Raw genomic sequence first — 17,858 nt, 5'->3', positions numbered from 1 at the left:
CCGTAACGGTTCAAGACTGACTCTGCTGCAGTTGTCCAGGCCGCCTCAATGATCCTCTGCATCCTCGCCGGCCTCTTCGGTCTGCTGGCACTCACCGGCACAGCCTTCGCGGCCGGGGAGCCACCGCTCTCCGCATTAACGCTGGTCGGGCCGGCCGCGCCCGTCTTCGTCGCCCGCCGCGATGCCTGCGACGGGGCTGACGTGCCCGATGCGCCGGCACGCGCCTTTCGCGATGGGGCCGGAGCGGTGGCTCTGTTCGGGATGCATTATCGAAACCGCGCGCTGCGTGGCCCCGACCTCGATCATCTCAAGATCGACTGCCGCGTCGTGCTCGACTCGGGTGAGCGGGACGACCCGGCTCTCTACGACGACCGCTCCTGGATCACCGCGACTTGGACGGATGACGGCAGGCACGTCGCGGCACTTCTGCACCACGAGTACCAAGCCAACGAGCACGCCGGCCGCTGCCGGTCGAAGGCCTACATGGAGTGCTGGTACAACACCGTGCTCGGTGCGGCCTCGACCGATGCCGGCCTGAGCTTCTCACGCGCCAAGCCGCCCGTCGTGGTCGCCGGCGCACCCTTCCGCCAGGAGGTCGATCAGGGCCGGCACCGAGGCTTCTTCAATCCGTCGAACATCTTTTCGGACGGGCGCTATCGCTACTTCCTCGCTTCGACTACCGGCTGGGACAGGCCCGGCAGCGATCAGGAGCACGGCGTCTGCCTGTTTCGCACCGAGACGCCTGCCGACCCGGCGAGTTGGCGGGCCTGGACCGGCACCGGCTTCACCGCCGCGTTCCCGGACCCCTACAGGACGACGGGCAAGCGCATGGACACCTGCAAGCCGGTCGCCCCGTTCCCAGCGCCGGTCGGCGCGGTGGTGCGCCATCGCGGCACCGGAGCCTTCATCGCCGTGTTCATGGCAAAGGCCGGCGGTCGCTTCCCACAATCGGGCTTCTACTGGACGACCTCGCGCGACCTCCTCACCTGGGATGAACCGCGCCTGCTTCTGGCTGGCGGAACGCTCTATGACGACCCGTGCGGGGCAGGGGACGGCCTGATCGCCTATCCCTCTCTGCTCGACGCATCCGCCCAGGGCCGCAACTTCGACGACGTCGGCGACACGGCCTCGCTGTTCTATGCGACGCTGGCGACCAAGGGCTGCGAAATTACGTCGAACCGTGACCTCGTCCGACGTCCTGTTGCGATCAAGGTGTGGCCGTGACGGCGGTCGTCAGCCATCCGCTCCGATGAGGCCGCGTTTGCGAGTCGCGAGCGCCTGAAGGGCAAAGGACTTGGTCATCACCTGCAGCCGTGGGCGAGAGGCCGTGGTCGACAACTCGCGGACGCCGCTTTCGATCGGAAGCGTCCGCCTTCGCGTCGGAGGTGGCGATGCGGGGCGGCTCACGCTAAAGCGGGCCGCCTAACCTGCCAGGTTCTGATGCTCGTCGCCCGATCCCTCGCGTTCAACGCATTGTTCTATCTTGTCACGGCGATCATCGCGATCGTCGGGCTGCCCGTGCTCGTCTCTCAGAATGCGACGATCCGCTACGCGCAGTTCTGGGGTTGGACCATCATCTGGCTGCTGCGGGTGGTCGCCGGGACACGGGTCGAGTTCCGCGGGCTGGAGCGCGTTCCGGAGGGACCGCTTTTGATCGCGGCCAAGCACCAGTCGACTCTCGAAACGCTGGCGCTAACCATTCCCCTCGGCAAATTCACCTACGTCCTGAAGCGGGAGCTGATGTGGATCCCGCTAATCGGTTGGTATCTCGCCCGCTCCGGCATGGTACCGATCGATCGCGCCAAGGGCGCCCGCACCATGGTCAAGCTGAACCAGGCCGCCGCGAAGGCGATCGGCGAGGGCCGCCAGCTCATCATCTTCCCAGAGGGCACCCGCCGCGGCGCCGGTGCACCGCCGGCCTACAAGCAGGGTGCCTCACATCTCTACGTCGCGCTCGGCGTGCCATGCGTACCCGTGGCACTCAATTCGGGTCTGTTCTGGCGCCGCCATGGCTTTCGCCGGATGCCGGGCACGACCGCAATCGAGTTCCTGGAGCCCATTCCACACGGCCTGAGCCGCGCCGAATTCCTGCCGCTGCTGCAGGAGCGGATCGAAACCGCAACCAATGCGCTTCTCGCCGAAGGCAAGGCTGACCTGGCAAGGCGGGGACTGCCCGTACCATTCCCGGCCTCATCCGGCGCTGCTGCCTCGTAACGAGCTGACCGCCTCCGTGCCCGTATCCGCGCGCAAGGCATCGCGAAACAGTGCGATCGGTCTGCGCAGGCGGCCCGTTACCGGCCGATGCACCAGCCAGGACCGGATCGTCGGCTCGAAATCCTCGACTGAGATCGTCCGGATTTGGTCGCGGAACGGGCTACGGGCAAGCTTGCCCGGGGTGACGATCGCGAGGCCCATGCCGCGCGCCACGAGCGACAGCCTGAGATCAGTATAAGGGGCTTCCACACCGACGGTGAGGCTGAGGCCCAGCGCTTCCATTCGGCGCCGTAGGGTCGTGCGAAAGCCGCACCCATCCTGACTGGTGACCCAGGGATGGCGGGAGAGGTCGGCGAGCGTGGCCGCGTCCGGCACGTCGAGATCGCGGCCGGCCACGACCACGACCGTCTGAGTCAGCAGATCATCAGCGGCGAGGTCTTCGGGAGGACGTGCGACATCAGGCAGGGTGATCGCCGCTGCATCGATCTGGTTGCGTGCCACCTGCTCCATCAGCAACGGCGACCAGCCTGAGGTCAGCCGAATCGTGAGGTCGGGAAAGGCCTCGCGCAGCCGATCGATCGGCGCTGCCAGCGCCGCGTCCGCCAAGTCGATCGTGACGCCGATGCGCAGCTCACCGCGGATCGTGCCGTTGGGCGACGCGCCACTGCGCAGATCCTCGATCGACTGCAGCACGCGACGGGCATGCTCGTAAGCCTCGCGGCCGGCAGCCGTCGGTCGCAGCGGCTTCGCCGGCCGCTCAAACAGCTGCACCCCGAGTTGGTCCTCAAGGTTCTGCACCCGTCGTGTGACGCCGGGTTGCGTCAGGTTCAGCCGCGCGGCCGCAGCCATGAGGGAGCCTGTCTCGACGACGGCAAGGAAGGCCTCAAGACCATTGGTGTTCATGCGAAACTCGCATGTGACAATCAAGGATTATTGATTTGTATCATGGGTTGGCCCGCGACACATCCCCGGATGGATGACGATCGGGAGGATGCCATGGCGGCAGGTACTCAGAATCTCGGGGCAGACGATGCAGGGTCAGCAAGCCTCAGCCCGAGCGGAGAGGGCATCTCGCGCGCCACGGTCTGGTTCCTCGCGATCTCAGTCGGCGTGATCTTCGTCAACATCACGGCTCCGCAGACGCTGATCGGTGTGATCGCGTCCGAGCTCCGGATCAGCGAAGGCTGGAGCGGTCTGGTCGGGACGGCGAGTCTTCTTGGTTACGCCGTCGGACTGTTCTTCCTTGTGCCGCTTTCCGACCTGATCGAGAATCGCGGCCTCGTCATCTTTATGCTCGCGATTGCGGTCACGTCGGCCATCGGAGCGGCGCTCGCCCCCGCGGAACTGCCATTCCTCGCCCTGCTATTTCTCCTCGGCGCCTCCTGCTCGTCGATCCAAGTGCTTGTGCCGATTGCTGCGGCGATGGCTCGGGAGTCCGAGCGCGGCCAGGTCATCGGCGACGTCATGAGCGGGGTGATGGTCGGCGTCCTGTTGTCCCGACCGATTGCCAGCCTCGTCGCCGATACTCTTGGTTGGCGGGCCTTCTACGTCCTGTCGGCCGCGAGCATGGCGGTGCTGATCTCACTGATGCGCACCCGGCTCCCCCTGCGCCGTCCGGAAGCGAGGATCCGCTATCCGGTCCTCATCGCATCGCTCGCGACGCTGCTCAGAACCGAGCCGTTGTTGCGCCGCCGCTCTCTTACGGCGGCCTTCGGCTTCGCGGCCTTCACGGTGTTCTGGACAGCGGTCGCGCTCCACCTCTCGCAGGCGCCATTCAACCTGAGCCAATCACATATCGCGCTCTTCGCCCTCGTCGGAGCGAGCGGCGCGGTCGTAGCGCCGCTCGCTGGCCGGGCCGGCGATCATGGCTGGACCCGGAGGCTGAGCATCACAGCCCACGTCGTGACGATCTTCGGCTTCGGTCTCGCAGCCCTCGCCAGCCGACTCAGCGGCCCGGTTTGGTGGCCGCTGGCGCTGCTCGGCTTCGCCGCGATCATCCTCGATGTCGGTGTCGTCACAGACCAGACTCTCGGACGCAGGGCGGTGAACCTGCTCAGACCCGAGGCGCGCGGAAGGCTCAACGCGCTGTTCGTCGGCATCTTTTTCCTCGGTGGAGCGCTCGGCTCGGCCGCCGCGGGCTATGCCTGGGCGCATGGAGGCTGGCCGCTGGTCTGCACCGTCGGTGCAGGCTTCGGCACTCTTTCACTGATATCGGACTTCGCCGGAGACCACGCATCGCGGAGATGAGGCGAAGAGCGCTTGCGGCGAGAAGGCCCGGCTCCTCATAAGCCCGGCATGCAGGCCGCACTTCCGCCTCTTACCAACCGACGCATGCTGGCCCTTGCCGTACCGGCAACGCTGGCAAGCATCACCACGCCGCTGATCGGTTTCGTCGGGGCAACCGTCATCGGCCGGCTCGGCGATGCTGCCCTGCTCGGTGCGGTGGCGCTCGGCGGGGTGGTGTTCGATGCGATTTTCTGGAGCTTCGGCTGCCTGCGCATGGCCACCGCCGGCCTCACCGCGCAGGCGATCGGCGCGTGCGACAGCCGTGAGATCGCCCGGACGCTGGCACGCTCGCTCACGGCAGCAGCGCTCATCGGGCTCACGCTCGTGCTGGCGCAAGTTCCGATCGCCAGGCTGGTCGCGTTGGTAAGCGGTGCGAGCCCAGACGTGCTGGCTGGGTTGGCAACGTATTTCCACATCCGCATCTTCGCGGCGCCCTTCACGCTGGCGAACTACGCGATCCTCGGCTCGGTGCTCGGGCGCGGCCGCACCGATCTCGGCCTGTTCATACAAGTGGCGATCAACCTGACGAACATCGCCCTGACGCTGGTTCTGGTGATCGGCGCTGGGTTCGGCATCGCCGGGGCAGCCGTCTCGGCGCTCGTCTCGGATGCCGCCGGGACCGCACTCGGCCTTGCCATCGTCCATCGCCTTGGCACTCGGCCCTTCGCTGTCGGCTGGGCCGACGTGCTCGATGCGGCAGCACTCGCCCGGACGCTGAAGATCAATGCCGACGTGCTGATACGTACCCTGGCACTCGTTGCGGCGATCGTCCTGTTCTCGGCCGTAGGCGCACGTTTCGGCGACGTGACCCTGGCGGCGAACGCGGTACTCTGGAATCTCTTTCTGATCGGCGGATTCTTCCTCGATGGCTTCACCGTCGCCTCGGAAGCTGCCTGCGGTCAGGCGGTCGGGGCACGCGATCGGCAGGCCTTCGCAGTTGCCGCACGGCTCAGCCTACTCTGGAGCCTCGGGTTCGGAATCGGCGTCAGCCTGCTGTTCCTCGTCATCGGCCATGCCTTCATCGATACGGTGACGACGAATCCGGCGGTGCGCGCGGCGGCCTACACCTACTTGCCGCTCGCGGCCGCGGCCCCGTTCTTCGCGGCCTTGCCTTTCGCCATGGACGGCATCTTCATCGGCGCGACCTGGACGCGTGCGATGCGCGACCTGATGCTGGCTGCCGTCACCGCCTACTTGCTGGCGCTGGCTGGCTTTCAGGGCCTGGGCTGGGGCAACACCGGATTATGGACCGCCTTCCTGCTGTTCCTCGCGGCGCGCGGGATCGGGCAGGGGCTGCTCTATTCGAGGCTCAGCCGGCGGACTTTTCCTGAGACCGCATAGAAAAAGCCGCCCGTCGGCAACGGGCGGCCTTTGCAGATTGTGGCAGTCGAGCCGAAAAGAAGATCAGTTCCGGGCGGCCATCATGTCGTGGGAGAGCACGGCGAGCTTGCCGATGAGGCTGGCGACGTCGCCGTTGGTGCAGGACCACTGCGTGCCGATAGCAGCCCCGTCGTTCGAGACCGAGACCACGGCAACCGAGCGCAGCTTGCCTTCGCGGGCAAGTTGGAGCTGGTCCTGCAGGACCTGGATCACGGAGGCGACGTTCTCGTCGGCGACCGCCTCGGCGGCACTGAGCGGGAAACGGACCACGGTGGCATCGGCGGAGAGCATACGATCGGGCTTTGACATTCAGGCGGCTCGTCGTGGCTTGAGTTGCGTCTGACCGAGCGGACCTGTCTGCAGGCGCTCGACGAGGGAGGCGAGGGTTTCGGGAAGAGCGGCGTCGCGATCGACGGCGAGTGACTTACCGATGGCGGTGGCGACCCCCTTGGTCACCCGTCCGATGGCGAGACCGGTCTGGGTATCGCTTCTCGGGTGCCCCATTCGGGAGGCACCGACATTCAGGAAGCTGGCGGCTGGATCGATCATGGCATCCTTGCTCGCTGTCGCTTTCGTTCAGCGATCCTGCGCCGAGCATCGCGTCATGAAAATGGCAGCTGGGTGATCACGTTCGTCATTTCGCCGGGTGTGTTTTCTGGGAGACAGGTGGCTTGTGAGAGCTAGTTCGGATCCTGCCAGCCCTGCGATCCGGATCCCCGCGGCGTGCTGCCGGTGGTCTCGGATCGTGGCTGCGCGCTGATCTCGGAGGCTGCGGGCCGACCCCGTTCCTGGATCGGCGCGCGCTCGGCCACGCGGGCGCGCTGCATGTCCGGGCCGGCCGCGGCGCGGCGGCGATAGCTCGAGCGAGCACGGCGTACATGACGCGGACGTGCACTGCGGCTGTTGGAGCCAATGAAGCCGCCAGCCACCGCGCCGACGACGGCGCCGACCGGTCCACCGACGAGAGCTCCCGCAACGGCTCCGGTGCCGACGCCGACCACCGTGTTGTCGGCGGCGGTTGCCGCGACAGGACTCAACAATCCCGCGAGCAGAGCCAGACCGAAGCAAGCTTTTCTCAAGGCGACCGCCCTCCGACCAAATCGAGGCCGTCGTGTCGCGCGACATCATGACGAAACATTGACCGGAAATGCTTGGCCGGACGAGGGAAAAACTGCGCCGCTCTAGAATTCCCGGCCTCGCTTCCTCCCCAATGCTCAGGCTTGTTCGGCGGATCCGGTTGCCACGAGGGCCGGCCTCAATCCCAGCACCAGCGGCACGATGACAAGCGCCGTGAGCGCAGCAGCCAGCACGCCGAGAGTCTCGCCCATATGGTCGGCGAGCGCGCCGTAAGCGATCGGAGCAACGCCGCCCGAGCCGATCACCGCAGTGTAGAACAACGCGAAGGCACGGCCCACATCGCCGCGCGGCGCGAGCTCCGGCACCGTCCCGTAGAGGACGGAGGAGGTGCCATTGAGGAAGATCCCGATCAATGGAAGCACCACGAGCGTCGCGGTAAGGGGCAGGGGGATCGTCACGGCGATGAGGAGGGCGGTCGCCAGCTCCGTCGCGACGACACTGCGCACCACGCCCAAATGTTCTCCGAGCCAGCCGCAAGCCGCCTTGCCGAAGGCGCCTCCGGCAAAGACCAGAGCGAGGCTCAAGCCTACGGTCGCTTGGTCGCCGCCCTTGGTGTGAAGCAGGAATGGCAGGAACAGCAGGTAGCCCATGCGCGTCGCCGTATCGAGCCCGCCGATGGCCAGGAGCAGTCGGAAGCCGCGCCGATCTCCCGAACCTTCCCGGGAGGCTTTGCCGTCGTATCGCACCGGCATCGCACGCGGCAGGATCGGCAGCAGGGAGATAGCGACCACGGCGCCCGCCACCGCAATGAAGCTGGCCGTAGTACGCCAGGCGAACAAGCCAAGCAGCAGCGCCACCACGACGGGGAACGCGGCTTTCCCGAGGTCGCCGGAGAAATTGTAGATCCCGAGTGGCCCGCGCGCGCTGTTGCCGAAGGCCTGAGTGACGAGAAGCGAACCGCGCGGATGCTGTATGCTCGATCCGATCCCCGCGAGCAGCAGTCCGGTGCAGAGGCCCCAGAAACTTTCCGTCAGCGCCATCACGCAGAAGCCCGCCGCCGCGACCAACGTCGACAGGACGAGCGCTGTGCGGATCGGCATGCGATCGACCAGCCGATCGGCCGGCACCTGTAGACCGCCCATGGTGCCGTAATAGAGGCTGCGCATCGCCGCAACGCCGGCATAGGAGAGGCCGAACTCGGTCTGCCAGATGGGCAACAGCACATAGAGTAGGTCGGTGTAGCCGTCGTGCAGGGCGTGAGCGAGGCAGGCGCCGAAAAGGCTGCGCCGCGGCTCTACCGTCTCGGCATCAGCAGCCGTTTCCGTTTGCGCAAGTGACGCGGATCCGCTCACACCGATTCTTTCCCTCGCAAACTTTCCGATCCGAGGATCTACACCCGTGAGTTTTCCGAGATCAAAGGCTATTGTCTCACAGCTTTCGTGAGCTTGGCTCACGGTTACGGCGCTAACGCGATCAACTAGATCGGCAGCGCAAATGCCTTCTCTCGTCGCGTCTTGGGCGAAGGGCACGCCGTTCGCGTCGATCGATTGTCGATCATTCGGGATCTGCGATGCGCCGCCTTCCACCGCTCCACGCACTTCGGGTCTTCGAGGTGGCCGCGCGCACTGGCAGCTACGCCGCGGCCGGCAGTGAGCTCGGACTGACGCATGGGGCAGTCAGCCGGCAGATCGCCGCGCTGGAATCCTGGCTAGGGCAGCGGTTGTTCGTGCGCGTCGGGCGGCGCATGGCGGCGACGCCGGCGGCGCGAGCCTTCGCCACCGAGATCAGCTTGACCTTCGATCGGTTGACGGCAGCAGCAGAAGCCTGCGGGCACACAGCCGCGTCCCGCGTCATCCGGGTCAATGCTCCGTCGACCTTCGCCATGCGGTGGCTGATTCCACGCCTCGATCGATTCCGTGCGTTGCGGTCGGATACCGAGGTCGCAGTCGCGACCGTGACAACATTGAACGACGAGCTGCGCGGTGGCTTCGACTTGGCCATCCGGAAGGGTCCCGAGCCGTGGCCGCAGCATCGCGCGGTGCCGTTTCTGGAGGAGACGGACACGCTGATTGCCAGCCCGTTGCTGCTAGCGAAGGCACCGTTGAAGTCACCGCAGGATCTGGCGGGACATATCCTTCTCGCCACCGAGACGCGCCCAAACGACTGGACCGAGTGGATGGCTGCAGCCGGACTACCAAGCATCCGCGATGCGCGGCGGCAGCTCTTCGACCATTTTTTCGTGACGCTGCAGGCGGTAGAGGACGGCCTCGGCTTCGGCATCGGGCCGTTTCCGGTCCTCGACACCGCGCGCGCTACAGGCCGTCTTGTAACGCCGTTTCCGGGAATCGGCGTGGCACGGCCGGGCTATTTCGCCCTGACACCCTACGACGCCGACAAGACACCCTCGCTCAAAGCCTTCGTTGACTGGCTCGTCGAAGAGGGAACGAGCTCTACAGCTCGCCTGTGAGGAACTGCGCGCGGCCGTGGCCGAAGCTCCAATCCTCGTCGGTGTTCTCGACGGTCGAGACCATCACGTCGGTGGGGGAGATGCCGCAGGCGGCCTGCAGCTTCTCGGTGAGCAGGCGGTAGAACAGCTCCTTCTTCTCGCGCCCACGCGGCCGGGTAATCATCTGCACCACGATAACGTCCTTGGTGCGCGGAATGCCGAGCCCGGTATCCTCGACGATCATACGCGAGGGCTTGTGCTCGGTGACGATCTGGTAGCGGTCACCGGGTGGGACCTGAAACGCCTCGAGCATCGCCTCGTGCGCGGCGTCGAGCAGCGTCTTGAGTTCGGACTCGGAACGGCCCTCGATCAGGTCGAAGCGAAGTAGAGGCATGGGATTCCTGTGGAGCTTGGGTGGAGACAAGTGCGCGGCCGACCGCTGCCGTTGCATTGACCTGCGAGAGGTAGCCATTCGAGCCGCCATCGCCAAACCGGCTGGGCACAGGCCTGAGAAGGCGTCACCGGCTTACCTACGCGGAAAATTTTGGTGTTGTGGCAGTCGCAGGCCGGGATGCCGTAAGCTCGACCCAAGACGATGTCGATTCCTGCGCATTATGAATGCAAAAGAACCGCATCCATCGCCGCGCACATTAAGGGGGGCAGCGCCATGCCAAAGGGAACCACCATGTCGGACCTCCGCCTACGCCGCAGCGTGCTCTACATGCCGGGGTCCAACCAGCGCGCCCTCGACAAGGCCAAGACCCTCCCGGCCGATGCCCTGATCCTCGACCTCGAAGACGCTGTTGCAAACGAGGCGAAGGAAGAGGCGCGCGAGCAGGTCTGCAATGCTGTGAAGGGCGGTGGCTATGGCCACCGCGAGCTCATCATCCGCGTCAACGCTCCGCAGACGCCCTGGGGGGAAGCAGATCTTCGGGCTGCGATCCAGGCTAAGCCCGATGCGATCCTGATGCCGAAGGTGTCCTCGCCCGCTGTCCTGGAGAGCATCGCCGACCACCTGGAGGCTCTCGACGCGCCAGAGTCCATCGCGATCTGGGCGATGATCGAGACACCGGCGGCCATCCTGAACATTGCCGAGATCGCCAAGGCGCGCCGCGACCGCCGGACACGGCTGACCTGCTTCGTGCTCGGAACCAACGACCTCGCGAAGGATACCTGGGCGCAATTGGTGCGCGGGCGCGTGCCGATGCTGCCCTGGATGATGTTCGCCCTCGCCGCAGCCCGCGCTGAGGGCCTGACCATCCTCGACGGCGTCTGGAATGACATCGCCGATCCGGAGGGCTGCCGCGAGGAGTGCCGACAGGCGCGCGATCTCGGCTTCGACGGCAAGACCTTGATCCACCCCAATCAAATCGAGCCGGCCAATACGTCCTTCGCGCCGACGGAGGAGGAGGTGCGTCGTGCCCGTCTCGTCATTGAGGCATTCGACCTGCCAGAGAACGCCAAGCGAGCGGCGATCAAGGTCGAGGGGCGCATGTACGAGCGTCAGCACATCGGCATGGCCGCCCGCGCTGTAGCTTGGTCAGAGACGATTGCGGCACGCGATGCCGAGGCGCGTGGTTAGGAGCTACCTCTCCAGACAAGTGGCCGCACTCGACCGTGCGGTCACCTCTCACTTTGAGACCGATGACATCCTAGTCTCACCTCTCTTGAGAGGCCTAGTCGCCAACGCGGAATACGGTCGTTGCCGAGAGCGTCGCATTTGCCTCCATCAGAGACCCCTCCACGGGAAGCGACGAAACTACACCGGCTTCGCACCGGATCAGCATCACATCGGCCCCGGTTGAAGGGGCGGCCTGATGTGAAAAAGCGGCCGGGCCTGAGGGCGCGACCGCTTTGCCTAAAGAGGCGACTGCCTTAGTAGCCGTAGCCGTAATAATCGTAGGCCGGGCGGCGGTAGCGCGGGCCATAATCATAGGCACCGTAGCCAGCGCCGCGATAGCCACCGTAATATCCATCATCGTAGCCGTAGGCCGAACGGCCATAGCCATAACCGTAGCCTGAATTAGCGGCGCCTGCGGCGAGGCCACCGAGAGCTAGTCCACCAATAACGCCCGCCGCGACGGCACCGCCGCGCCCACGCGCCTCGGCGCCGGTCGATGCAAGGCTGCCAGCGCCTATCAGCGCTGCGGCGGTCATGACTGCGATCTGCTTCAAAGCAGAGCTCCATTCCTTCGACCCGCGATGGGTCAGTTGGGGAGCCAACGGGGTTCGCTGCGCCAAGTTCATATTGATATGGCTGGCCTAGTTGTATCGACGCGAAGCGTAGCAATATAAATGTCTGATATATCTTCCGTTATTATCTGTCTCTACTGCGACATTGTGCTACACAGTCGAGCAACATCGACCGATCTAATTTCGATATCTCAGCGCCGTCCACCGGCTTCATCGAGACCCTGCGGCAGAACAAACTGGTCGTCATAGATAAGCACGGCGCCGAAGCGCTCAATTCTCTCAGTGCTGTACCCACTCGACAGCAATCAAGAGACCAGACCTCTGCGCGCGCGGCGGCGAACACAAGTCAGATTACATCGCTGAGGGTCATGCTGTGATCGAACAGCTAAACCATTTGCTTGGTCACAGCGAGAAAAAAGTCGGGATTTGGCTTGGCGTAGGTATCGAGTTTGCTGTTAGTCACCGGCACGATCTTAGGTTCGACTTCTAGAACGGCGAGGTTGCGGCTCGCCATTTCTGCCGGTTACTCGTGGTGATCGCGCAGAGGACGCGATTCGCGGTTAGCGTCGCTATCAGCGCATTGGCACTGCGCAGCAGCAGCAGCTTTCGAGAGGTGCGCGCATGGGCCTCCGTGTACCGCGTCGGAGCCAGTCAAAGCCGCGAACCAGGGTATAACGGCCCGGCGCTGCCCCTAACGCATCGTGCCGGGCGTGCGGATCCTTGACCTGCGCCCGCACGCCAGGTTGTCCTCCATCCGTATAGCCATGCTCTTCACCCACCTCTCCGACGACCTGTTCAAGCCGCTGGCCTCGCCGAGCCGCGCCTTCAATGCAGCCTTACTGCTGCATCTGCACACGCGGCTGTTCGGTGAGATCATGGAGCCTCTGCGCAAGAGCGAGCTATTGACGGCGATAGGAGACTTCTGCGCCGACTGGACGCAGGCTGAGATCGCCGACGACGACACTACGCCCAGCGATCCGGTGGAGCGGCGCTCGGCGGTCTATCGCCGGCTGCTGGATGCGGGCTGGTTGGTAGAGCGGCGCGAGCGTTACGTGCCCGTCGTCGATCTCGATCCTCAGGCGCGCCTCCTCCTCGACGATCTCGCCCGGCTCGATCGCGGTGAGACCCGGTCTTACGGTGGAGCGGTATTGGACGTGCTGAGCGCGCTGGAGAGCGCCACCTCTAATCCGGGCGAACGCTCAGAAGCGCTGAGCAATGCCGCCAAGGCCTCCCGCGACTTCCTCGGCCATCTGCGCGGTCTCGCAGGCGCCATGCGTAAGATAGAGGAGCGCATCCTCGCACAGGACGATCTGAGATCGGCCTTCCGGCTATATTTCGAGGAGTTCGTGGGTCGCTACCTCGTCAGCGACTACCGGACGCTGCACACCCGGTTCAATCCATTCCGGTTTCGCTCCGGCATCGTCCGCGAGGCCGGCCGAGCGCTGCGCGACCCGCTAACCGTACGCGCCTTGGCAGAGGGCGCTGTGCGTGAGGGCAGGGCGACCAGTGTCGAGGTTGCTGAGCGGACCGTGCGTGGTGAACTCACGGACATCCTCACGATCTTCGAGGGCCTCGATCGGCATCTCGACGTGGTTGCCGATATTGTCGCGCGGATGGAGCGGCGCATCGCGGCAGCACTCCGCTACGAGGGCAACCGCGATTCCGCGCGGATCGAGCGGACGGCGGCAACGCTACGGGCGGTAGGAGCCGTCGCTGATGTTGCGACGGCCCCGACGCCGCCGATCCTTTTCACGCGCGCGCCGATCGGCCCGCCGCATCTCTATGCTCCCCGAATCAAGCGTCGCGCGATCGTCACCGAACCGCTCCTGGACGCCGCGAGCGACCCAGCAATCGACGCCTTCGTCGAGGCCAAGGACGCCTTCCGCCGGCGCACGACGGTGACGCCAGACTCGATCGCGGCTTTCCTCGAACGCCAATTCCTGGCGGATGGCGGATCGATCCGCGGCTCGGGCATCCCAATCGCGGATGTCGATTCCTTCGTGGTGTTCCAGCGACTTCGTGAGATCGACGTGCTGTTCGACGGCGTGCTCTCGCGCCGCTATCGCCTGTCGCGGGCGGAGGGCCGGATCGTGAATGGCTGGCTCGACTGCCCGGATTTCATCGTCGAGCGAGCCCCTCATGCTTGAGCCCTTCCGTGCCATCGTCGACGGAGACGAGCCGCCGCCAGCTGGAACGCGGTCACCTGGCGAGGAGGACCTCACCCGCGCCCTGCAGGCACTGCTCAAGATCCAGGTGATCTATGCCGAGACCCCGGGTATCGGCCGCTCCTACGAGCTCGCACGGCACTACGCGCCGTTCTTCCGCGATTACTTCGCCTGCCTCGGTTACGAGTTCGAGGTCTCGCACCGCGATCAAATGGTCTTTCTGCGCGTGCCGCCAGAGGGTGCACGGCACGATGCGCCCGCGGAACGCCTGCGCAAGGACGAGACGCTCGTCCTGCTCGCGCTCAGGCTCGCCTACGAGGAAGGCCTGCGAGACCACCGCGTCACCACTGACGGCGTGGTGGAATGCACCACCGACGATATTGCCGAGGCAATCCGTACTGCGGCCCGCAGTGATCCCCCCGAGGAGACCCGCCTCACCGAGATTCTGCGGCTTTTCGCGAGGAAGGGAGCCGTGAGACTCGGTGAACGCGACAGGCCGGAGCGTGTGACACCGCTGATGGTTCTGCCGGGCATCGCCATCCTTTCGCCGGATGCCTGGATGGACCAAGTTCAGGCCTGGGCAGCCTCTGCAGGCGACGCTGATACGTGAGCCGGCCAAACCTGCGGCCGAAGGCATGGTCACCTAGCGGCGGACTCGTCACGGAACGTCGCCAGAGAGCCATAAGTCCAGTTGCCGGCTACCGCGCACTCATGACATTTGATGTGGCCGCCGCATTCAATCACGGGTAGTCCGCTCGACATGCGTCACGGCTCAGCCTAGCGTCGAACGGCTTGGCCTTTTTCGGGAAAGCCGCCAAAATCTTATGGACCAATGACCAAGATCGAGGCCGGCATCGGCATCAACCGGCGCTACCTGCACGACGAGGTGGCCGAGCGCATGCGCGAGCTCATCCAGACGGGCGAACTGGAGCCGAAGGCGCGCATCAACGAGGGCGAGCTGACCGAGCGCTTCGGGATCTCGCGCACGCCCCTGCGCGAGGCCATCAAGATCCTTGCCACGGAAGGGCTGCTGGAACTCCTACCGAACCGGGGCGCCCGGGTCGCCAGCATCTCGGAAGCTGAGATCGAGGAGATGATCGAGGTGATCGCCGGGCTCGAGGCGACAGCGTGCGACATCGCCTGTCGAACGATCGATCAGGAGGAAATCGTCGCGATTGAGGAGAAGCACGCCAGCATGATTGCAGCCTGGCACGCGCGAGACGAGGTCGAATATTTTCGTCTGAACCGTGAGATCCACGAAGCGATCATGAGCGCGAGCCGCAATGCGACGCTGCAATCGATCTATGGCAGTCTCAGCGGCCGCACGCAGCGCTCACGCTACAAGGCGCATCAAACCGACGAACAATGGGCCATGGCTGTCGAGGAACACGAGGGCCTGATGGATCGGTTGCGCGCGCGCGACAGCGAGGGTCTGGCCAAGCGGATGCGCGAGCATATCCGCGGTAAGAAGCCGGTCATCGTCGCGAGTTACGGCGATCAAGGCACGGAGCCGGCCAACGGCGTGTGACGCCACTATCCCTTTGTTTTTGGGAGGGCATCGGCTCGCAGCTCAGCGACCCTCCCATTTCGGGGGGCGCTTACCGAGGAAGGCTTCCATGCCCTCACGGAAATCGCGGCTCATATAGGTCATCAGGATAAGGTCGTCGCCCGGTCGGGCTTCGCCCTGAGCAGCGTCCTCCTCAGCAAGCCGGCGCAGGCCTTCCTTCGTTGCCTGGAGCGTGAGGGGGGCATGGCCAGCCAGCAGCTTCGCCAGCTCCGTCGCACGCTGTCCGAGGGCAGCGGCATCCTCAACCACCTCGTTGACGAGACCGATTGACAGCGCCTCCTCCGCACCGATGAGGCGAGCGGTGAACAGGATGTCCTTCACGCGGGCCGGCCCGATCAGGCTCGATAGTCGCTTCAGGTTGCCCAGCGACAGGCAGTTGCCGAGTGTGCGCGCGATGGGAAACCCGAAGCGGGCGTCGCGCGTCGCGATCCGCATGTCGCAAGCCGCTGCAATGGCGGCACCGCCCCCAGTACAGGCTCCGGCCACCGCCGCGATGGTCGGCACGCGCAGGCGCTCGAGCGTTCCGAGCACACGGTCCATGAAGCGCTCGTAGCCGAGCGCGTCCTCCGGTTTCTCGAAGCCTCGGAATTGGGCGATGTCGGTGCCGGCAGCGAAGGCCTTTTCGCCGGCCCCCGTGATGATCACGGCCTTGACCGAACGATCCTCCTCGATCCGTTGAGACAGGGCGACCAATCCTTCGTACATCGCGAAAGTGAGCGCGTTGCGCGCCTGCGGCCGGTTGAGTGTGATGCGGGCGATCCCGGCATCGTCGGTCTCGAACAGCAGCTCGTCGACTGGAACGGAGTCGGGCACGCTCATCGCAGGACTACCTCAGATGTTGAACGGGTCGCTGCGAACCCTGTCGCGCGTTGATCCGTGGCGATCAAGCCTGTGGCCCTGCGCCAGGGAGCGTGGCCCTGTGATCTTCCGGCACTCCGGTGTTCGTGCTACCGCCGTCTACGGTGGGACTTCGGCACTTCCTAAGGATGACGCGCGTGAGAGCGACGACGATCGGGTTCATCGCAGCGGGGCTGCTCGCCGGGCTTGCGGCGGTTCCGGCCGAAGCGGGCTGCGCCCGGAAAATCGTGAACAAGTCGGCGCTCACGGCCCTCGTCAGCCGCGACGGCGGCCCCTGGGTCGCCGTTCCGCCGCACCGGTCGCAATCAATCCGGTTCAATCAGCCCGGTAAAGTCGACTTCGCCCTCATTTGCGGCCGCGGTGGCCCCGAGAATGCTGTCTATCGCTCCTCGCTCAGCTACTCGGCGATCATCGACCGCTGCTACTATGAGATCGGTAACGGCTTCTTCGAAGAGCAACTCGGCCCCGGCTTTGCGCTCGGCGTCGAGGATACTGCGCCGCTCACCGTCAATACGCCGCGTCAGGGCGACGTGGTGATCGGCCCCCGTGTCGAGGCACGCTGCCCGGCAGAGTTCCGGGCGGCGGTGAGTTCGCGGTACTGACCCAACGGCCCGTCATTGTGGCGCTGCAAAGCGGAAGCCGGAATGATGGGGTGGTGTGCCGGCCTCAGACCGGCCAGTCCGCCTCGCGATAAGCGGAGTCCCAGAACATCCATTCGAGCTGGCACGCCCTCGTGAAGCTCGCATGCATGGCAGCAAGCTCCTTCGGGCCGGACTGCGCCGCCCGCGCATCCGTCACGGCAATCATCGCGTCGACGGCGTTCGAAAAATCCTCGCCGGCATAGGTATCGATCCAGGATCGGTACGGATTGTCCGCTGCCGCACTCGTATGGATGTCGTTGCCGATCTCCCGGTAGATCCAGAAGCAGGGCAGCATCGCCGCGAGATGTACGGCGAGAGGCTCGCGAAAGCCGCTGGCGATCAGGAACGATTGGTAGTGATGCGCCACCGGTGTCGGCGGCGTGGCAGCGACCTCGGCATCGCTCACGCCGAAGCGGCGGAAATAGTCGGTGTGCAGCGAGCGCTCGACCTCGATCGCCACCGAGGCTGCGCCGCAGAACTGCACGATGTGGTCGGGCTCGTCCGACTTTGCCGCGGCCACCGCAAGCGCCTGTGCGAAGGCGACGAGGTAGTGCGAATCCTGGATCATGTAGTGGCGGAATGCCGGCATCGGCAGCGTGCCGGCGGCGAGCTGCCGGTTGAAAGAGTGCGTACGCGTCGCCTCGTAGATCGCAGCGTTTCGTATCCAGGCATCGGTCGAGAACACGGGCAGTTCCTTTAGGATCGGACGGCGGCTGTCGTCGTGCGGCCCCGCAAGGACCGATGCCCGCCATTAACCCCGATGTGCGCGGCGGCACAGCCCGAATGGTCGCGCTGTTTCAGAGAGGGGAGGCAAGTCCAGACTGTTTGCAAAAGCAGTCACCGGGGGAGCCCAGACGATCGAGGAGTTTGCCGATGGCGTCTAAGGTGTCTTTCCACTGGCTGTTGACGCTTCTCGCATTGGTGGTCCCCTCTGCACTCGGCCCCTGCCGCTCCGCGAAGGACAGCGAGGCTGCAGCGACCGCGCAGCCAGCGGCTTCGGACGTCGTCTTCCGGCACTATCTCTGACAGGC

Annotated in this window: 21 protein-coding genes; 11 read left to right on the top strand and 10 right to left on the bottom strand. The window is 65.3% G+C overall.

Features of this window, described 5'->3' with window-relative positions; all coding sequences use genetic code 11:
• Positions 1-48: 48 nt before the first annotated feature.
• Positions 49-1,224: a hypothetical protein gene (locus tag MGN01_RS02885; RefSeq protein WP_238258006.1), complete on the top strand. Its 1,176-nt coding sequence runs from the start codon at positions 49-51 to the stop codon at positions 1,222-1,224.
• 216 nt (positions 1,225-1,440) lie between these two features.
• On the top strand, positions 1,441-2,214 hold the full coding sequence (locus MGN01_RS02880; RefSeq protein ID WP_147045066.1) for a lysophospholipid acyltransferase family protein: 774 nt from the start codon (positions 1,441-1,443) through the stop codon (positions 2,212-2,214).
• Here the strand turns inward: MGN01_RS02880 and MGN01_RS02875 are convergent.
• Positions 2,191-3,117 carry a LysR family transcriptional regulator gene (locus MGN01_RS02875; protein WP_147045065.1) on the bottom strand — a complete coding sequence of 309 codons (927 nt, stop codon included), beginning with the start codon at positions 3,115-3,117 and terminating at the stop codon, positions 2,191-2,193. The two genes, MGN01_RS02880 and MGN01_RS02875, sit on opposite strands and share 24 nt — an antisense overlap.
• Before the next feature lie 93 nt (positions 3,118-3,210).
• On the opposite strand from MGN01_RS02875, the gene MGN01_RS02870 reads away from it, so the two are divergent.
• Both MGN01_RS02870 and MGN01_RS02865 read left to right on the top strand, forming a co-directional pair.
• Complete coding sequence (locus MGN01_RS02870) at positions 3,211-4,461, top strand: MFS transporter (protein WP_147045064.1); 1,251 nt, start codon at positions 3,211-3,213, stop codon at positions 4,459-4,461.
• A gap of 48 nt (positions 4,462-4,509) precedes the next feature.
• The gene (locus MGN01_RS02865) at positions 4,510-5,841 is read left to right on the top strand and encodes an MATE family efflux transporter (protein WP_147045063.1); all 1,332 of its coding nucleotides are present in this window, start codon (positions 4,510-4,512) and stop codon (positions 5,839-5,841) included.
• 63 nt (positions 5,842-5,904) lie between these two features.
• Here the strand turns inward: MGN01_RS02865 and MGN01_RS02860 are convergent, their stop codons facing one another.
• The 4 genes from MGN01_RS02860 to MGN01_RS02845 all read right to left on the bottom strand — a co-directional run bounded on the left by MGN01_RS02860 (position 5,905) and on the right by MGN01_RS02845 (position 8,309).
• Complete coding sequence (locus tag MGN01_RS02860) at positions 5,905-6,189, bottom strand: hypothetical protein (protein WP_147045061.1); 285 nt, start codon at positions 6,187-6,189, stop codon at positions 5,905-5,907.
• Complete coding sequence (locus MGN01_RS02855) at positions 6,190-6,429, bottom strand: hypothetical protein (protein ID WP_147045060.1); 240 nt, start codon at positions 6,427-6,429, stop codon at positions 6,190-6,192. It lies immediately after the preceding gene.
• A 131-nt stretch (positions 6,430-6,560) separates the two neighbouring features.
• Positions 6,561-6,959 (bottom strand): hypothetical protein, encoded by a 399-nt coding sequence (locus MGN01_RS02850; RefSeq protein WP_147045059.1) that lies wholly within the window; start codon positions 6,957-6,959, stop codon positions 6,561-6,563.
• A 135-nt stretch (positions 6,960-7,094) separates the two neighbouring features.
• Positions 7,095-8,309: an MFS transporter gene (locus MGN01_RS02845; RefSeq protein WP_147045058.1), complete on the bottom strand. Its 1,215-nt coding sequence runs from the start codon at positions 8,307-8,309 to the stop codon at positions 7,095-7,097.
• 218 nt (positions 8,310-8,527) lie between these two features.
• On the opposite strand from MGN01_RS02845, the gene MGN01_RS02840 reads away from it, so the two are divergent.
• Positions 8,528-9,424, top strand: a complete 897-nt coding sequence (locus MGN01_RS02840; protein ID WP_147045057.1) for a LysR substrate-binding domain-containing protein — start codon at positions 8,528-8,530, stop codon at positions 9,422-9,424.
• On the opposite strand, the gene MGN01_RS02835 is transcribed toward MGN01_RS02840, so the two are convergent.
• Positions 9,408-9,797 (bottom strand): tautomerase family protein, encoded by a 390-nt coding sequence (locus MGN01_RS02835; RefSeq protein WP_147045056.1) that lies wholly within the window; start codon positions 9,795-9,797, stop codon positions 9,408-9,410. The two genes, MGN01_RS02840 and MGN01_RS02835, sit on opposite strands and share 17 nt — an antisense overlap.
• 291 nt (positions 9,798-10,088) lie before the next feature.
• Between MGN01_RS02835 and MGN01_RS02830 the strand changes: the two genes are divergently transcribed.
• A complete protein-coding gene (locus MGN01_RS02830; protein WP_147045055.1) occupies positions 10,089-10,985 on the top strand; it encodes an HpcH/HpaI aldolase/citrate lyase family protein in 897 nt (298 codons plus the stop codon).
• 293 nt (positions 10,986-11,278) lie between these two features.
• Here MGN01_RS02830 and MGN01_RS02825 read toward each other — a convergent pair whose 3' ends face one another.
• Together MGN01_RS02825 and MGN01_RS24365 are read right to left on the bottom strand one after the other, a co-directional pair.
• On the bottom strand, positions 11,279-11,578 hold the full coding sequence (locus MGN01_RS02825; RefSeq protein WP_147045054.1) for a hypothetical protein: 300 nt from the start codon (positions 11,576-11,578) through the stop codon (positions 11,279-11,281).
• A gap of 403 nt (positions 11,579-11,981) precedes the next feature.
• The gene (locus MGN01_RS24365) at positions 11,982-12,110 is read right to left on the bottom strand and encodes a hypothetical protein (protein ID WP_280178530.1); all 129 of its coding nucleotides are present in this window, start codon (positions 12,108-12,110) and stop codon (positions 11,982-11,984) included.
• Between the two features lie 250 nt (positions 12,111-12,360).
• Here MGN01_RS24365 and MGN01_RS02820 point away from each other — a divergent pair, with 250 nt between their 5' ends.
• The 3 genes from MGN01_RS02820 (at position 12,361) to MGN01_RS02810 (ending at position 15,289) form a co-directional block, all read left to right on the top strand.
• Positions 12,361-13,743, top strand: coding sequence for a Wadjet anti-phage system protein JetA family protein (locus tag MGN01_RS02820; protein ID WP_147045053.1), 1,383 nt, complete (start codon positions 12,361-12,363; stop codon positions 13,741-13,743).
• On the top strand, positions 13,736-14,371 hold the full coding sequence (locus tag MGN01_RS02815; protein ID WP_147045052.1) for a DUF4194 domain-containing protein: 636 nt from the start codon (positions 13,736-13,738) through the stop codon (positions 14,369-14,371). The genes MGN01_RS02820 and MGN01_RS02815 overlap by 8 nt, the downstream gene beginning before the upstream one ends.
• A gap of 222 nt (positions 14,372-14,593) precedes the next feature.
• The gene (locus MGN01_RS02810; RefSeq protein WP_147045051.1) at positions 14,594-15,289 is read left to right on the top strand and encodes a GntR family transcriptional regulator; all 696 of its coding nucleotides are present in this window, start codon (positions 14,594-14,596) and stop codon (positions 15,287-15,289) included.
• Positions 15,290-15,331: 42 nt separating this feature from the next.
• Here the strand turns inward: MGN01_RS02810 and MGN01_RS02805 are convergent, their stop codons facing one another.
• Positions 15,332-16,147, bottom strand: a complete 816-nt coding sequence (locus MGN01_RS02805) for an enoyl-CoA hydratase/isomerase family protein (RefSeq protein WP_147045050.1) — start codon at positions 16,145-16,147, stop codon at positions 15,332-15,334.
• A gap of 176 nt (positions 16,148-16,323) precedes the next feature.
• Here MGN01_RS02805 and MGN01_RS02800 point away from each other — a divergent pair, with 176 nt between their 5' ends.
• Complete coding sequence (locus MGN01_RS02800) at positions 16,324-16,788, top strand: hypothetical protein (protein ID WP_238258004.1); 465 nt, start codon at positions 16,324-16,326, stop codon at positions 16,786-16,788.
• Positions 16,789-16,852: 64 nt separating this feature from the next.
• On the opposite strand, the gene tenA is transcribed toward MGN01_RS02800, so the two are convergent.
• Entirely contained in the window at positions 16,853-17,512 is a 660-nt protein-coding gene (gene tenA / locus MGN01_RS02795) for a thiaminase II (RefSeq protein ID WP_147045049.1), read from the bottom strand.
• Between the two features lie 188 nt (positions 17,513-17,700).
• Here tenA and MGN01_RS23385 point away from each other — a divergent pair, with 188 nt between their 5' ends.
• Entirely contained in the window at positions 17,701-17,853 is a 153-nt protein-coding gene (locus tag MGN01_RS23385; RefSeq protein ID WP_170245824.1) for a hypothetical protein, read from the top strand.
• Positions 17,854-17,858: the final 5 nt, after the last annotated feature.

The sequence above is a fragment of the Methylobacterium gnaphalii genome (assembly GCF_007992215.1).
GTDB lineage: Bacteria > Pseudomonadota > Alphaproteobacteria > Rhizobiales > Beijerinckiaceae > Methylobacterium > Methylobacterium gnaphalii.
Note: the sequence above shows the minus strand (reverse complement) of the source record. Positions and strands in the feature narration are given on the sequence as shown.

Excerpts from the sequence above, each read along its gene's own strand:
- MGN01_RS02810 (WP_147045051.1), top strand. The coding sequence starts at position 14,594 with ATGACCAAGATCGAGGCCGGCATCGGCATCAACCGGCGCTACCTGCAC.
- MGN01_RS02860 (WP_147045061.1), bottom strand. The coding sequence starts at position 6,189 with ATGTCAAAGCCCGATCGTATGCTCTCCGCCGATGCCACCGTGGTCCGT.
- MGN01_RS23385 (WP_170245824.1), top strand. The coding sequence starts at position 17,701 with ATGGCGTCTAAGGTGTCTTTCCACTGGCTGTTGACGCTTCTCGCATTG.
- MGN01_RS24365 (WP_280178530.1), bottom strand. The coding sequence starts at position 12,110 with ATGGCGAGCCGCAACCTCGCCGTTCTAGAAGTCGAACCTAAGATCGTG.
- MGN01_RS02885 (WP_238258006.1), top strand. The coding sequence starts at position 49 with ATGATCCTCTGCATCCTCGCCGGCCTCTTCGGTCTGCTGGCACTCACC.
- MGN01_RS02805 (WP_147045050.1), bottom strand. The coding sequence starts at position 16,147 with ATGAGCGTGCCCGACTCCGTTCCAGTCGACGAGCTGCTGTTCGAGACC.
- MGN01_RS02835 (WP_147045056.1), bottom strand. The coding sequence starts at position 9,797 with ATGCCTCTACTTCGCTTCGACCTGATCGAGGGCCGTTCCGAGTCCGAA.
- MGN01_RS02820 (WP_147045053.1), top strand. The coding sequence starts at position 12,361 with ATGCTCTTCACCCACCTCTCCGACGACCTGTTCAAGCCGCTGGCCTCG.
- MGN01_RS02865 (WP_147045063.1), top strand. The coding sequence starts at position 4,510 with ATGCAGGCCGCACTTCCGCCTCTTACCAACCGACGCATGCTGGCCCTT.
- MGN01_RS02870 (WP_147045064.1), top strand. The coding sequence starts at position 3,211 with ATGGCGGCAGGTACTCAGAATCTCGGGGCAGACGATGCAGGGTCAGCA.
- MGN01_RS02875 (WP_147045065.1), bottom strand. The coding sequence starts at position 3,117 with ATGAACACCAATGGTCTTGAGGCCTTCCTTGCCGTCGTCGAGACAGGC.
- MGN01_RS02855 (WP_147045060.1), bottom strand. The coding sequence starts at position 6,429 with ATGATCGATCCAGCCGCCAGCTTCCTGAATGTCGGTGCCTCCCGAATG.
- MGN01_RS02815 (WP_147045052.1), top strand. The coding sequence starts at position 13,736 with ATGCTTGAGCCCTTCCGTGCCATCGTCGACGGAGACGAGCCGCCGCCA.
- MGN01_RS02840 (WP_147045057.1), top strand. The coding sequence starts at position 8,528 with ATGCGCCGCCTTCCACCGCTCCACGCACTTCGGGTCTTCGAGGTGGCC.
- MGN01_RS02830 (WP_147045055.1), top strand. The coding sequence starts at position 10,089 with ATGTCGGACCTCCGCCTACGCCGCAGCGTGCTCTACATGCCGGGGTCC.
- MGN01_RS02880 (WP_147045066.1), top strand. The coding sequence starts at position 1,441 with ATGCTCGTCGCCCGATCCCTCGCGTTCAACGCATTGTTCTATCTTGTC.